This window comes from Serratia oryzae (genome assembly GCF_001976145.1).
Taxonomy (GTDB): Bacteria; Pseudomonadota; Gammaproteobacteria; order Enterobacterales; family Enterobacteriaceae; genus Chania; species Chania oryzae.
Genome location: NZ_MOXD01000004.1, coordinates 159,468 through 172,399 on the forward strand (window position 1 = coordinate 159,468; position 12,932 = coordinate 172,399).

The 12,932-nt window shown below is 56.1% G+C and carries 12 protein-coding genes and 1 other RNA gene; 7 read left to right on the forward strand and 6 right to left on the reverse strand.

All coding sequences use genetic code 11. The features are described 5' to 3' along the window. The first annotated feature begins 39 nt into the window (after positions 1 to 39). From mnmL to mtgA, 4 genes are all read left to right on the forward strand, one after another. A complete protein-coding gene (gene mnmL, locus BMI79_RS09120; protein ID WP_076941829.1) occupies positions 40 to 966 on the forward strand; it encodes a tRNA modification radical SAM protein MnmL/YtqA in 927 nt (308 codons plus the stop codon). 114 nt (positions 967 to 1,080) lie between these two features. After that, positions 1,081 to 3,420 (forward strand): aerobic respiration two-component sensor histidine kinase ArcB, encoded by a 2,340-nt coding sequence (gene arcB, locus BMI79_RS09125; RefSeq protein ID WP_076941830.1) that lies wholly within the window; start codon positions 1,081 to 1,083, stop codon positions 3,418 to 3,420. Positions 3,421 to 3,657: 237 nt separating this feature from the next. Then, entirely contained in the window at positions 3,658 to 4,311 is a 654-nt protein-coding gene (elbB, locus tag BMI79_RS09135; protein ID WP_076941831.1) for an isoprenoid biosynthesis glyoxalase ElbB, read from the forward strand. Further along, positions 4,308 to 5,039, forward strand: a complete 732-nt coding sequence (mtgA, locus tag BMI79_RS09140) for a monofunctional biosynthetic peptidoglycan transglycosylase (protein ID WP_076941832.1) — start codon at positions 4,308 to 4,310, stop codon at positions 5,037 to 5,039. The genes elbB and mtgA overlap by 4 nt, the downstream gene beginning before the upstream one ends. A 137-nt stretch (positions 5,040 to 5,176) precedes the next feature. On the opposite strand, the gene dolP is transcribed toward mtgA, so the two are convergent. From dolP to BMI79_RS09160, 4 genes are read right to left on the reverse strand one after another with little or no spacing between them, the layout of a single operon-like run. Further along, positions 5,177 to 5,752, reverse strand: a complete 576-nt coding sequence (gene dolP / locus BMI79_RS09145) for a division/outer membrane stress-associated lipid-binding lipoprotein (RefSeq protein ID WP_076941833.1) — start codon at positions 5,750 to 5,752, stop codon at positions 5,177 to 5,179. Between the two features lie 10 nt (positions 5,753 to 5,762). Further along, a complete protein-coding gene (gene diaA, locus BMI79_RS09150; RefSeq protein WP_076941834.1) occupies positions 5,763 to 6,353 on the reverse strand; it encodes a DnaA initiator-associating protein DiaA in 591 nt (196 codons plus the stop codon). A gap of 50 nt (positions 6,354 to 6,403) precedes the next feature. Then, positions 6,404 to 6,757, reverse strand: a complete 354-nt coding sequence (locus BMI79_RS09155) for a YraN family protein (protein ID WP_208611198.1) — start codon at positions 6,755 to 6,757, stop codon at positions 6,404 to 6,406. Then, positions 6,754 to 8,754 (reverse strand): penicillin-binding protein activator, encoded by a 2,001-nt coding sequence (locus tag BMI79_RS09160; RefSeq protein ID WP_076941836.1) that lies wholly within the window; start codon positions 8,752 to 8,754, stop codon positions 6,754 to 6,756. The genes BMI79_RS09155 and BMI79_RS09160 overlap by 4 nt, the downstream gene beginning before the upstream one ends. Positions 8,755 to 8,816: 62 nt before the next feature. Here BMI79_RS09160 and rsmI point away from each other — a divergent pair, with 62 nt between their 5' ends. Continuing rightward, positions 8,817 to 9,680, forward strand: a complete 864-nt coding sequence (rsmI, locus tag BMI79_RS09165) for a 16S rRNA (cytidine(1402)-2'-O)-methyltransferase (protein WP_076941837.1) — start codon at positions 8,817 to 8,819, stop codon at positions 9,678 to 9,680. A gap of 41 nt (positions 9,681 to 9,721) precedes the next feature. Further along, an RNA gene (rnpB, locus tag BMI79_RS09170) (RNase P RNA component class A) lies at positions 9,722 to 10,100 on the forward strand. A gap of 47 nt (positions 10,101 to 10,147) precedes the next feature. On the opposite strand, the gene BMI79_RS09175 is transcribed toward rnpB, so the two are convergent. Continuing rightward, on the reverse strand, positions 10,148 to 10,849 hold the full coding sequence (locus tag BMI79_RS09175; protein WP_076941838.1) for a pirin family protein: 702 nt from the start codon (positions 10,847 to 10,849) through the stop codon (positions 10,148 to 10,150). 109 nt (positions 10,850 to 10,958) lie between these two features. Here BMI79_RS09175 and BMI79_RS09180 point away from each other — a divergent pair, with 109 nt between their 5' ends. Further along, a complete protein-coding gene (locus BMI79_RS09180) occupies positions 10,959 to 11,864 on the forward strand; it encodes a LysR family transcriptional regulator (protein ID WP_076941839.1) in 906 nt (301 codons plus the stop codon). Between the two features lie 26 nt (positions 11,865 to 11,890). Here the strand turns inward: BMI79_RS09180 and BMI79_RS09185 are convergent, their stop codons facing one another. Beyond that, positions 11,891 to 12,877 (reverse strand): glutathione S-transferase family protein, encoded by a 987-nt coding sequence (locus BMI79_RS09185; protein WP_076941840.1) that lies wholly within the window; start codon positions 12,875 to 12,877, stop codon positions 11,891 to 11,893. Positions 12,878 to 12,932 lie beyond the last annotated feature (55 nt).

The window sequence follows — 12,932 nt, forward strand, 5'->3', positions numbered from 1 at the left end:
TAGCATCACGGGCTTTGAACACAGAGAAACACCAAGATTATGCAGTTGCCGCAATTAGTCAATATGTTTGGCAGCGATCTCCAGCGCCGCTATGGCGAAAAGATCCACAAACTCACGCTGCATGGCGGGTTTAGCTGCCCAAATCGCGATGGCACGCTTGGACGTGGCGGCTGCACCTTCTGTAATGTTGCCTCGTTTGCCGATGAACAGATGCAGCAGCAGAGTATCGCCGAACAGCTGGCGGTGCAGGCGCAAAAGGTCAATCGTGCCAAACGCTATCTGGCTTACTTCCAGGCCTATACCAGTACTTATGCAGAAGTGGAACTGCTGGCCAGCATGTATCGCCAGGCATTGTTAAAAGCCGCAATGGTCGGCCTCTGTGTGGGCACCCGCCCAGACTGCGTACCCAATGCCGCGCTTGACTTATTGGCCGGTTACCGTGAGCAAGGGTTTGAAGTGTGGCTGGAACTGGGGCTGCAAACGGCACACGATAAAACGCTAAAGCGCATCAACCGTGGCCATAATTTCTCCTGCTATCAACAGACCGCCCGGCGCGCGCGTGAGCGTGGCCTGAAGGTCTGTACCCATCTGATTGTCGGCCTGCCGGGGGAAACCCAGGCCGAGCACCTGGCAACGCTTCAGGCGGTGGTAGAGTGCGGGGTAGACGGCATCAAGCTGCACCCGCTGCATATCGTCACCGGCAGTATTATGGCGCGAGCCTGGCAGGCAGGCCGTTTACCGGCGCTGGCGTTGGACGATTACGCCTCCAGCGCCGGTGAAATGATCCGCCATACGCCGAAAGAGATTGTCTATCACCGTCTCTCCGCCAGCGCGCGCCGGCCAACGCTGCTGGCACCATTATGGTGCGAAAACCGCTGGAATGGCATGCAGGCTGTGGGCAGTTACCTGCAATGCCGTGGCGGGCAGGGCAGTGCTCTTGATAGCAGGCATCACTACTCTCTTTAAACACCCTCCAGTCAGTTTGGGTTTGTAATCATTCCCACACTTCCCATCAAGGTTTCTTATCTCATTGGTGTTTTACGGTATGATTTAAACGTTTATGTCTGATGGGAATGGCTCATGAAGCAAGTCCGGGTGTTGGCGCAGTACTACGTTGATTTAATGGTAAAGCTGGGGCTGGTGCGTTTTTCGCTGTTGCTGGCTTCGGCGCTGGTGCTGCTGGCGATGGTGGTGCAGATGGCGGTCACTATGCTGCTGCGTGGCCAGGTGGAAAGTATCGATGTGGTGCGCTCCATCTTCTTTGGCCTGCTGATCACGCCTTGGGCGGTCTATTTTCTTTCGGTGGTGGTCGAGCAACTGGAAGAGTCGCGCCAGCGCCTGGCTCGGTTGGTGGATAAGCTTGAAGAGATGCGTAATCGCGATCTCGCTCTGAACCAGCAGATGAAAGAGAACATCACCCAGCTTAACCAGGAAATTGCCGAGCGCATCAAGGCGGAAGAAGGCCGCCAGCAGGTGATGGACAAGTTGACCGAAGAAATGGAACAGCGCGAGCAGGCGCAGATAGAGCTCGGCCAGCAGTCGGTGCTGTTGCGTTCATTCCTCGATGCTTCACCGGATTTGGTGTATTACCGCAACGAAGACAAAGAGTTCTCCGGCTGTAACCGGGCGATGGAACTGTTGACCGGCAAGAGCGAAAAGCAGTTGATCGGCCTGACGCCGTTTGATGTTTACAGCCAGGATGTCGCGGAGAAGGTCATCGAAACCGATGAAAAAGTGTTCCGCCACAACGTTTCTCTCACCTACGAGCAGTGGTTGGTGTACCCAGACGGGCGCAAAGCCTGTTTTGAACTGCGCAAGGTGCCGTTTTACGATCGCGTGGGCAAGCGTCACGGGCTGATGGGGTTTGGGCGCGATATAACCGAGCGCAAGCGCTACCAGGACGCGCTGGAGAATGCCAGCAGGGAGAAGACCACCTTTATCTCAACGATTAGCCACGAGCTGCGTACGCCGCTTAATGGCATTGTCGGCCTGAGCCGTATCTTGCTCGATACCGAGCTGAATGATGAGCAACTGAACTACCTGAAAACCATCCACGTCAGCGCCATTACCCTGGGTAATATTTTCAACGATATTATCGAGATGGATAAACTTGAGCGGCGCAAAGTGCAGTTGGACAATCAGCCGGTGGATTTTACCGGTTTCCTGGCAGACCTGGAGAACCTTGCTGGCCTGCTGGCACAGCCGAAAGGGCTGCAGTTTGTGATGGAGCCGCAGCTCCCCTTGCCGCAGAAAATCATCACCGACGGCACGCGCCTGCGCCAGATTCTGTGGAATCTGATCGGTAATGCGGTGAAGTTCACTCCCCAGGGCCGTATTGTGGTGCGCGTGCGCTGTGAAGATCAGGAGCGGATGATTTTCGAAGTGGAAGATTCCGGCATGGGCATTCCCCAGGATGAACAGGATAAGATCTTCGCCATGTATTACCAGGTGAAAGACCAGAACGGCGGGCGGCCCGCTACCGGAACGGGGATCGGCCTGGCGGTTTCCAAGCGGTTGGCGCAGAGCATGGGGGGGGATATTACCGTGCAAAGCGTACAGGGGCACGGTTCTTGCTTCACGTTGACTATCATGGCTCCGGCGGTGGAAGACTTGGTAAACGAGACCGAGCAGGAAGAAGAGTTGCCGTTGCCGGCATTGCACATTCTGCTGGTGGAAGATATTGAGCTGAACGTAATTGTTGCCCGTTCGGTGCTCGAGAAGTTGGGCAACAGCGTGGAGGTGGCGATGAATGGCCATGATGCGCTGGCGATGTTTGATCCGGACGAATTCGATCTGGTGCTGCTGGATATCCAGTTGCCGGACATGACCGGGCTGGATATTGCCCGCGAATTACGCCGCCGTTACAGCGGCCAGGCGCTGCCACCGTTGATTGCGTTGACGGCCAACGTACTGAAAGACAAAAAAGAATATCTTGATGCGGGTATGGACGATGTGTTGAGCAAACCCTTGTCGGTACCGGCCTTGACCCAGATGATCAAACATTACTGGGATCTACAACCCTCGCATACCACAAAAAAAATGGAGCAAAAGGCAATGCAGATTAACGAATCGTTACTGGATACCGTCATGCTGGAGCAGTACATGGACCTGGTGGGGCCGCAGTTGATTTACCAGAGCCTGGACATGTTTGAGCAGGTGATGCCGGGCTATCTGGCGCTGCTGGATTCCAATATGACCGCGCGGGACCAGAAAGGGATCACGGAAGAAGGCCACAAGATTAAGGGGGCCGCGGGCTCCGTGGGGCTGAAGCATCTGCAGCAACTGGCACAGCAGATTCAGACACCGACCTTACCGGCATGGTGGGACAACGTGCAGGATTGGGTCGATGAGCTTAAGCAAGAGTGGCGTAACGATGTGGCAATGCTGCGGGCATGGGTAGAGAACGCTGAAAAAAAATGACCCCGACCTAGGCCGGGGTGCGCGAATATTGCGCCAACACCAGGGAAATTGTGAACCTGCGTATTGGTTTTCAATGTTCAGGTGGAGCAGGTTGCAGAAAAATCGTATACATCATACAGCGAACAACATAGCAAATGTAAGCGCTCTTGTTAGAAGATTCATTAAAATGTGTGATGTAGTTAGTGTTTGTTCGTTTTGGATGCTCATCCGTTGGTCGTCCTGATTGGGAGAATATCGATGAAACAGGTCGGTGTGGTACTGAGTGGTTGTGGTGTTTATGACGGTGCAGAGATCCATGAAGCTGTCCTCACCTTGCTGGCATTGGATCGTGCCGGTGCCCGTGCGGTGTGCTTTGCGCCTGATGAAGACCAACTCCATGTTATTAATCACTTATCTGGTGATTTTTTACCTGAAAAGCGTAACGTTTTAGTGGAATCTGCGCGCATTGCTCGGGGGAAGATTCAGCCTCTTTCCCAGGCTGATGTCAGCCAGTTGGATGCCCTGATCGTACCCGGTGGATTTGGGGTAGCCAAGAATCTCAGCAGTTTTGCCGAGGAGGGCGCTGAATGTTTTGTTAATACAGATTTTGCTGAGATTACGCAAAAAATGCATAAGGCACATAAACCAATTGGTTTTATGTGCATTGCTCCTGCGCTGTTACCGAAGATATTCGGCCAACAAATCCGGCTGACCATTGGTAACGATCCCGATCTCGCTGAGGTGATCGATGCCATGGGGGGAGAGCCAGTGACTTGCCCTGTAGGTGATATTGTGGTCGATATTGAGAACAAAGTGGTAACGACGCCAGCCTACATGCTGGCTCAATCGATCGGTGAAGCGGCCCGCGGGATTGATAAGCTGGTTTCACGGGTTCTGGATCTCACCGCATGAGCAGATGGGTGAGTCAGTCGCTGCTTTCCCGGCTGTGGTATTGGCTCAAACGCGCTTTGCTGGCGGTGCTGGGGTTGTGGCTGGCGGGGATTATCCTGTTTGCCTTTCTGCCGGTGCCCTTTTCTGCTGTGATGGTGGAGCGGCAAATCAGCGCCTGGTTAAGTGGTGATTTCAGCTATGTGGCGCATTCGGATTGGGTGTCGATGGATGACATTTCACCGAATATGGTGCTGGCAGTGATGGCAGCAGAAGATCAGAAATTCCCCGATCATTGGGGTTTTGATGTGGCGGCCATCGAGAAAGCATTAAGCCACAATGAGCGCCGTCCGACACGCATTCGCGGTGCTTCTACGCTGTCCCAGCAGATGGTAAAAAACCTGTTTTTATGGGACGGACGCAGTTGGATACGCAAAGGGCTCGAGGCTGGCCTGACGGCAGGTATTGAGGTGGTGTGGACTAAGCGGCGTATTTTGACGGTGTATCTGAATATTGTCGAATTCGGTGATGGTATTTTCGGTGTGGAAGCCGCGGCACAGCGTTTTTTCAACAAACCGGCCAAACGGCTGACGGTATCAGAGGCGGCCTTGTTGGCGGCGGTTTTGCCCAATCCTCATCGGTTTAAGGTGAAGGCCCCATCAGGGTATGTGATTCAGCGCAAGCAATGGATTATCCGTCAGATGCGGCAGTTGGGTGGGGAAGGGTTTCTTAAAGAGAATGAGCTGGAGTGATGGGTCATTAGGCCTGAAAGCGTGCACCTTTTAACCCGTTGGTTATAACACCGGGCACCATTCCAGAGATGACGCCCTCTTGGTAGAGGGCCGGGGTGAGGGCGCAGATAACCCTGCTCTTACCCCGGTGTGCGAGTTTACTTAACGTAAGTAAATGCCTTGGTAACGTGCCTTACACCGCTGATCTGGCTAGCGATCTGTGCTGCTGACTGCCCTTCTTTTGGCGTTACCAAACCCAGTAAGAACACTTCACCATTCTCGGTTGTTACCTTCACGTTCGAGGATTTGACCGTGTCGCTGGTCAGGAGTTGCGAACGGACTTTGGTGGTGATCCAGGTGTCTGAAGACGCGGTTCCCAGGCTGATCGGCGTGCCCTGGCGGATTTCGTTATACACTTCTGTTGCCCCCTCTACGCCGAGTGCGATCTGCTTGGCACGGCTGGCAAGCTCGGTGCTGGGTGATTGACCGGTCAACAGCACCTTGCCCTGATAAGCGGTGGCAACAACCCGGGCTTCTTTTTTCAGTTGCTGATCTTTGCTCAGGGCACTTTCAACCCGGGCTTCCAAGGTTCCGTCATCGACCTGCGTTCCTACGGAGCGCGGGTCTGTGGCGGTCTTTGTGGCAACGGCAGCACTGCCGACCACGACAGCGCCGACGCAGCCTTGTAACAGCAGGGCGCTGAACAGCACTGCCAATGTTGTTTTCAGCTTCATCTTGGTTCCTTTAATCGTCCTGGTGGGGGAACAACGTATTATCAATCAGGTCGCATAGGCAATTTATGGTAAACATATGCATTTCCTGAATGCGTGCACTGCGGTGGGAAGGGATACGGATCTCAACGTCCTGTTGGCCAAGTAAGCCCGCCAATTCCCCGCCATCGTAACCCGTGAGGGCGACAATGGTCATATCTCGCGTTACCGCAGCTTCAACCGCTTTCACAATATCACGGCTATTACCGCGGGTGGAAATCGCCAGCAAGACATCCCCAGCATGGCCCAATGCCCGCACCTGTTTGGCATACACTTCGTCATGCAGACGATCGTTACCGATCGCGGTCAGTACCACGTTATCGGCATTCAGCGCGATAGCCGGCAAGCTGGGGCGCTCGGTTTCAAAACGGTTGATCATACTGGCGGCAAAATGCTGCGCATTGGCGGCTGAAGTCCCATTGCCACAGCACAGGATCTTGTTGCCGTTCAATAATGATTGCACCAGGGTCATCGCGGCGCGGGAGATTGCGTCCGGCAGGGCTTCCGCCGCTGCAATCTGGGTTTGGATACTTTCGGTAAAACAGACTTTGATTCGATCCAGCACGTTGTTTTTAATCCACTAAGTCAAAGGCCGGTTACACCGGTAAACCATAGTTAATCCGCATTGAAGGCATTCGGTATCCATTCTAACTGGCTACCGGTGATGGCAAAAACATCAAAACGGCAAGATGATGTGTCAAAACTGGCTCCGCGCCCTGCCAACCAGACCGCGGCGGCATGCAGCAAACGCTGTTGCTTGCGGTAAGTGACGCTGGCTGCGGCGTCACCAAAGGCGGCGCTGCGCCGATAGCGCACTTCGACGAATACCCAGGTTTGACCATCGCGCATGATAAGATCAAGCTCACCACCGCGCACCGTCACGTTGGCGGCGGTGAAGGTCAGCCCTGCGCGCTCCAGATAGCGGCGGGCCTGTATTTCGTAGCCCGCCCCTTTGGCGCGTCGACTCAGGAGACCGGAACGACCGAGCCCCGGCGGTATTGCAACCAAGTTAGCTTCCTAGAGATCACACAGTTGGGTGAAGCACTCAGCACACCGCTGGCACCAGAAACCTGGAACCCTGGCAGCTGACGCATTTCAGCAAAGTGGTTGGCCAATGTCCAGGCATCCATCCCCATGGCGTAAAGGCGTACCAAAGAATAGTCGTTGCCGAATTTAGCACTGGCCTGCTGCTGCAGCGCTGGGTTAACCCCCGCCAACAGCGGGATATCACTGAATTGCAAACCTTCCATTTCCAGACGGAAATCGGGGCCTGCACCGGCCTGATAGCCGCGTGAGCTGGCGAACATGGCGGGTTTGCTGCGCGAGTTGGTGGTCATGTCGATCATCGGCTTGATCAGCATCAGTTGATCCTGCGTGGCCACGATATACACCGCATCAACGCCACCGCCGGTGGACGCCGGGATATCGCTTGGCGGGGCAGGAATGGTCAGGCCGGCGATAGTCACCGACTGTGGCGCTTGCGCGGCGACCGAGACCGGCGTGCCGCTCATGCGGATACCGCCGCTGTTAACCATCTGACGCAGTTCTGTGGTAGAGCCGATGCTCTGTTGTAATACGGTTTGTCCCCCCTGCTTCTGCCACTCTTCGGCAAAGGCTTTGGCAATACGATCGCCGAACGCGCCGCGCGGGATCAACAACAACGGCAGGCGTTTCTGCTGTGCCCAGATATGGCGTGCCGCATCGCGGGCTTCGTCTTCTGGGGAAAGTGCGAAGTAGCAGATGTTCGGGCTATCCTGCGGTTGTTCCGGCTGATTGAGGGCCAGCACGTTCAGCGTGGTGGGTGTGCTGGCAAGCTGTTCAACATCGGTTTTCAGTAACGGACCCACCACCAACGTGGCACCTTCCTGTTGAGCCTGAGCCAGCAAAGCGGACAACGGCTGACCGGAAGTATCATAGACCTTCACCTGAGCATTGGCGGGTTGCGTAGGCATCGCTGGCGCGGCGGATGGGGCTGCCGGTTGGGCCGGAGCAATGTCCGCAGGCGGCGCGGAAGGGCTCACCGCGCCGTTGGCATTTGGTGCCGCGGCAGCACTCTGATCCGGGTTATTGGTTGGCGGCGTTGGCTGAACCGGTACGGTGAGCGTAATGCCGCTTTGGGCGGTGGCAAAACCTTGCTGGATAGCGTCAGCAAACACCTTGGCTTGGCCGTTCAGCGGCAACAGCAACGCGATGTGCGAGGTGGAGGCCTGGCTGAAACTCAGCACCTGGTTCAATTGGCTTGGCAGATTTTTGGCCGCTGGGTTTTGTGGGTAGCGGTTCTGCCAGTCTTTGATGCCGGCTTTCAGCAGTTCGGGATCCTGTTTGTTTTCCTGGTAAACCCGCAACAGATCCAGCCAGCCCTGCAGCACGTTTTCGTCGGCGTTAATCACCAGGCTGTTCATATCAGCGGGCTTGAGGCCGAGCAGCGCCTTCCAGGTCTGATCCAGGTTATCCTGCCGTGCATTGACGGGCAGCAGCGGTTCCTGAGCAATATAGGCACGGATCAACGGCAGCGACGCATGGCCCTGATTGGCCGCAATCTGAGCCTGATACAGGCGCACTAACTGATTAGACGAAAGCGCGTTGCTGTCGATGCTGCTCAGTGAATTGCGTGCGGCATCGTAACTTTTGTTGCCCACCTGCAGTTCTGCAAGCAGCAACTGGCGTTCTACCAATTGCGAGTTGTTCATGTCTTGTGGCAGGGCGTTCAGTTGCGCAGCAGCCTGCGGCAATTGGCCCTCACGGATTAATGCGCGAATAGCAAGTAATTGCCAGTCAGCCTTGTTATCATCGCTGCTTTGCTGCAGTTGTTGCAGATAGTAATCAGAGTTGGCGCTCGCTTCATCTTGTATATTTATCGGCGGAGTTTGTGGCGCCTGACTCGGGCAACCGGCTAACAGCATGGCTGCCAGTACAACAGGGAGTAAACGCCCTGCTTTGGTACGAATGAATGTTGAGGAAAGCATACTGTATCCAGTGATGTTTTTTTCAAGATGCTCAATATTAAATCGGCAATCCGGATGAAACAATGAATCAACAGCAACAATCAGTCATTTCTGCCTCAACGCTGTACGTGGTGCCTACTCCCATCGGTAACCTGGGGGATATCACTTATCGGGCACTCGAAGTACTGAAAAGCGTCGATCTGATTGCGGCGGAAGATACGCGTCATACCGGGTTGCTGTTGCAACACTTTGCCATTAGCGCGCGGTTGTTTGCGCTGCACGACCATAACGAACAGCAGAAGGCGGACCAATTGCTGGCGAAACTGCAGGAAGGCCAGAGCATAGCACTGGTTTCCGACGCTGGCACGCCATTGATCAACGACCCGGGTTATCACCTGGTGCGCCGCTGCCGTGAAGCCGGGATCCGCGTCGTGCCGCTGCCGGGTGCCTGTGCTGCCACCACGGCGCTGTGCGCCGCAGGGCTGGCATCCGATCGCTTCTGCTACGAAGGGTTCCTGCCGGCGAAAACCAAAGGCCGTAAGGATACTCTGCTGGCGTTGGCAGAGGAACCGCGCACGCTGATTTTCTATGAATCAACCCACCGCTTACTGGACAGCCTGCAGGACATGGTCACCGTATGGGGGCCGCAACGCTATGTGGTGCTGGCTCGTGAGTTGACCAAAACCTGGGAGTCGATCCACGGTGCGCCGGTAGGGGAACTGCTGGCCTGGGTGCAGGAGGATGAAGTTCGCCGCCGCGGGGAGATGGTGCTGATTGTTGAAGGCCACCAGGTGCAGGATGACGATCTCCCACTGGAGGCGCTGCGCACGTTGGCGCTGCTGCAAAAAGAGCTGCCGCTGAAAAAGGCGGCGGCTTTGGCGGCAGAAATCCACGGCGTGAAGAAAAATGCGCTGTATAAACATGCGCTAGAGCATCAGGAGCAGTAAAGCTGTTGACCTGCCGGGGGCACGACGCTACTATCCGCGCCGGAGTTGACCAGACAGTCGCCGCTTCGTTGCCGTCCTCTTCGGGGGAGACAGATGGAGGGGAGGAAAGTCCGGGCTCCATAGGGCAGGGTGCCAGGTAACGCCTGGGAGGCGCAAGCCTACGACTAGTGCAACAGAGAGCAAACCGCCGATGGCCCGCGCAAGCGGGATCAGGTAAGGGTGAAAGGGTGCGGTAAGAGCGCACCGCGCGGCTGGCAACAGTCCGTGGCACGGTAAACTCCACCCGGAGCAAGGCCAAATAGGGGTTCGCATGGTACGGCCCGTACTGAACCCGGGTAGGCTGCTTGAGCCAGTGAGCGATTGCTGGCCTAGAGGAATGACTGTCCACGACAGAACCCGGCTTACCGGTCAACTCCCTCTATCACATAGAAAACCCCGCATAGCCTGAGCTGCGCGGGGTTTTTCTTTTAAACAGGCAAATCAATCAGCAGTGCGCGCAGCGGTGTCTCAGCCCGGAGGGTAAGGCGATTTTCCTCGCGGATAAACGCGCCGTCTCCGCAGGTCAGCTTTTGGCCGTCGTGGTGTTCGCCGTTGGCTGAAAGCGTACCGTGGATCGATTGCAGATAAGCTCGTGGCCCGTTCAGTGCCAGCGTCAGTTGTTCGCCAGCGGGTAAATTCAGGTGATGGATCCACACCTGTTGCCGCAGTTGCAGGCTGCCTTGTGCGCCATCAGGCGATGCCAGTAGCTGATGTGGCTGTGCGGACAGGCTCAGGTGCTGCACCCGATCGTTACTGCGCTCCGGGCAGGCATCCAGCCACAGTTGCATGCGGGTGAGCGGTGTGCTGCTGCTGATGTTCTGCTCGCTGTAGCTGAGCCCGGCTTGCGTGGCCAGCAGCAGCGCTTCCCCCGTTCCCACTCGCACGGTATTACCGTCGCTGTCGCGGTATTCGGCTTCCCCTTGCAGGATCAGATTCAGAATATCGACGTTAGGGTAGGTGCGTGGTTGGAATGACGCACCCGGTGCCAGCACTTCCTGATTCAGCACCCGTAACGAGGCGTAGCCCATCAGTTTTGGATCAAAGTAATGCCCAAAGGAAAAGGTATAACGAGCCTGTAGCCAACCAAAGTCAGCTTGCCCGCATTGTTGTGCTGTTCTGCATGTAATCATGGCAATCGGCTCTTTAAATATTCATTACTCGAATGGTAAGCATCTGGACGCAGGATTGTTAGCCAGTTAATCTGGTCAGTATATTCAAATTTCCTGAAAGAGAGACTCGATGGCCAGAGATCGTGCATTAACGCTGGAAGCGCTGAGGGTAATGGATGCGATTGACCGCCGTGGCAGCTTCGCCGCCGCTGCCGATGAACTGGGGCGTGTGCCTTCGGCGCTCAGCTATACCATGCAAAAGTTGGAAGAAGAGCTGGACGTGGTGCTGTTCGATCGTTCAGGGCATCGCACCAAGTTTACCAACGTCGGGCGGATGCTGCTGGAGCGCGGGCGCGTGTTGCTTGAGGCCGCTGATAAGCTGACCACCGATGCAGAGGCATTGGCGCGCGGCTGGGAAACTCATCTGACCATCGTGAGCGAAGCCCTTTCACCGGCGGCTAAACTGTTTCCGCTGATCGACAAACTGGCGCTGAAGGCGAACACCCAGGTTTCGATCTTTACCGAAGTGCTGGCCGGTGCCTGGGAGCGTTTGGAGCAGGGGCGTGCCGACATTGTGATCGCGCCGGATATGCACTTTCGTGCCTCATCGGAAATCAATACCCGTAAGCTGTACAAAGTGATGAGCGTCTATGTGGCGGCACCGGATCACCCGATCCACCTGGAGCCGGAGCCGTTGTCAGAAACCACGCGGGTGAAGTATCGCGGCATTGCGGTGGCTGATACCGCGCGGGAACGGCCGGTGCTGACCGTGCAACTGCTGGATAAGCAGCAGCGCCTGACGGTCAGCACTATTGAAGATAAACGCCGTGCTCTGCTGGCCGGGCTGGGGGTGGCCACCCTGCCGTACAGCATGGTGGAAAAAGACATCGAAGCGGGGCGTTTGCGCGTGGTTGGGCCGGAATACAGTCAGGAAGTTGAGATCATCATGGCCTGGCGGCGTGACAGCATGGGGGAGGCCAAATCCTGGTTCCTGCGTGAGATCCCACGCCTGTTTGCCCGGCAGGAAAATCAGTAACCCCGTCTGGTGGACGGGGTAAAACGTTAACCAAAGTGCCGATCGCGCCCGTGTGGCGCATTAAGATCCTGCGTCGGCCCAAGAGAAATAATGCCATGCGGATTGAGGGTGGCATGGCTGCGGTAATAGTGATGGCGGATATGCGCCATATTGACCGTCTCCGCAATGCCCGGCATCTGATAGATATCGCGCAGGAAACCGTACAGATTAGGGTAATCGCTGATGCGGCGTTGATCGCATTTGAAATGGGTGACATACACCGGATCAAAGCGAACCAGCGTGGTCCACAGGCGCAAATCGGCTTCGGTCAGGCGATCGCCTGTCAGATAGCGGTGCTGTGCCAGAATCTGCTCCAGCCGTTCCAGCGCGGCAAACACTCCGTGCACGGCTTCGTCATACGCTTCCTGGCGGGTGGCAAAACCGGCTCGATACACCCCGTTATTCACACCGTCATAAATCCAGCCGTTCAGTTCGTCGATCTTGGCGCGTAGCTCAGCAGGATAATAGTCACCTGCACGCGCACCAATGGCATCAAACGCGCTGTTGAACATGCGCATGATGTCGGCCGACTCGTTGCTGACGATGGTGTTCTGCTGTTTGTCCCACAGCACTGGGACGGTCACGCGCCCGCTGTAGTGCGGGTCGGCACGCAGGTAGAGCTGGTAGAGAAAATCGGCGTGATGCAGTGCGTCGCCGGTGGCTGCAGGGAAATCTTCGCCAAAGGTCCAACCGTTTTCCAGCATCAGCGGATGGACAACGGAAAGCGGAACGATCTGCTCCAACCCTTTTAGCTTGCGCATCAGCAGGGTACGGTGTGCCCAAGGGCAGGCGAGGGAAACGTAAAGGTGGTAACGATCGGTTTCTGCCTTGAATCCGCCGTTGCCATCAACGCCGGGCTGGCCGTCTGCTGTAACCCAGTTGCGGAACTGAGCGGCTGAACGCTTGAAATGGCCCCCGGTAGAGGTGGTGTCATACCAGGTGTCTTGCCAAACGCCATCAACGAGTTGCCCCATGATGATCTCCTTCATCGCGCAGTGAGAAAAGCCCAAAGGCCCGGAATTCCAGGCC

Bases quoted from the DNA above. Each gene is read 5' to 3' on its own strand.
- elbB (WP_076941831.1), top strand. From the start codon at position 3,658: ATGAAACAGGTCGGTGTGGTACTGAGTGGTTGTGGTGTTTATGACGGT.
- BMI79_RS09160 (WP_076941836.1), bottom strand. From the start codon at position 8,754: ATGCTTTCCTCAACATTCATTCGTACCAAAGCAGGGCGTTTACTCCCT.
- BMI79_RS09185 (WP_076941840.1), bottom strand. From the start codon at position 12,877: ATGGGGCAACTCGTTGATGGCGTTTGGCAAGACACCTGGTATGACACC.
- rsmI (WP_076941837.1), top strand. From the start codon at position 8,817: ATGAATCAACAGCAACAATCAGTCATTTCTGCCTCAACGCTGTACGTG.
- mnmL (WP_076941829.1), top strand. From the start codon at position 40: ATGCAGTTGCCGCAATTAGTCAATATGTTTGGCAGCGATCTCCAGCGC.
- dolP (WP_076941833.1), bottom strand. From the start codon at position 5,752: ATGAAGCTGAAAACAACATTGGCAGTGCTGTTCAGCGCCCTGCTGTTA.
- BMI79_RS09180 (WP_076941839.1), top strand. From the start codon at position 10,959: ATGGCCAGAGATCGTGCATTAACGCTGGAAGCGCTGAGGGTAATGGAT.
- mtgA (WP_076941832.1), top strand. From the start codon at position 4,308: ATGAGCAGATGGGTGAGTCAGTCGCTGCTTTCCCGGCTGTGGTATTGG.
- arcB (WP_076941830.1), top strand. From the start codon at position 1,081: ATGAAGCAAGTCCGGGTGTTGGCGCAGTACTACGTTGATTTAATGGTA.
- BMI79_RS09175 (WP_076941838.1), bottom strand. From the start codon at position 10,849: ATGATTACATGCAGAACAGCACAACAATGCGGGCAAGCTGACTTTGGT.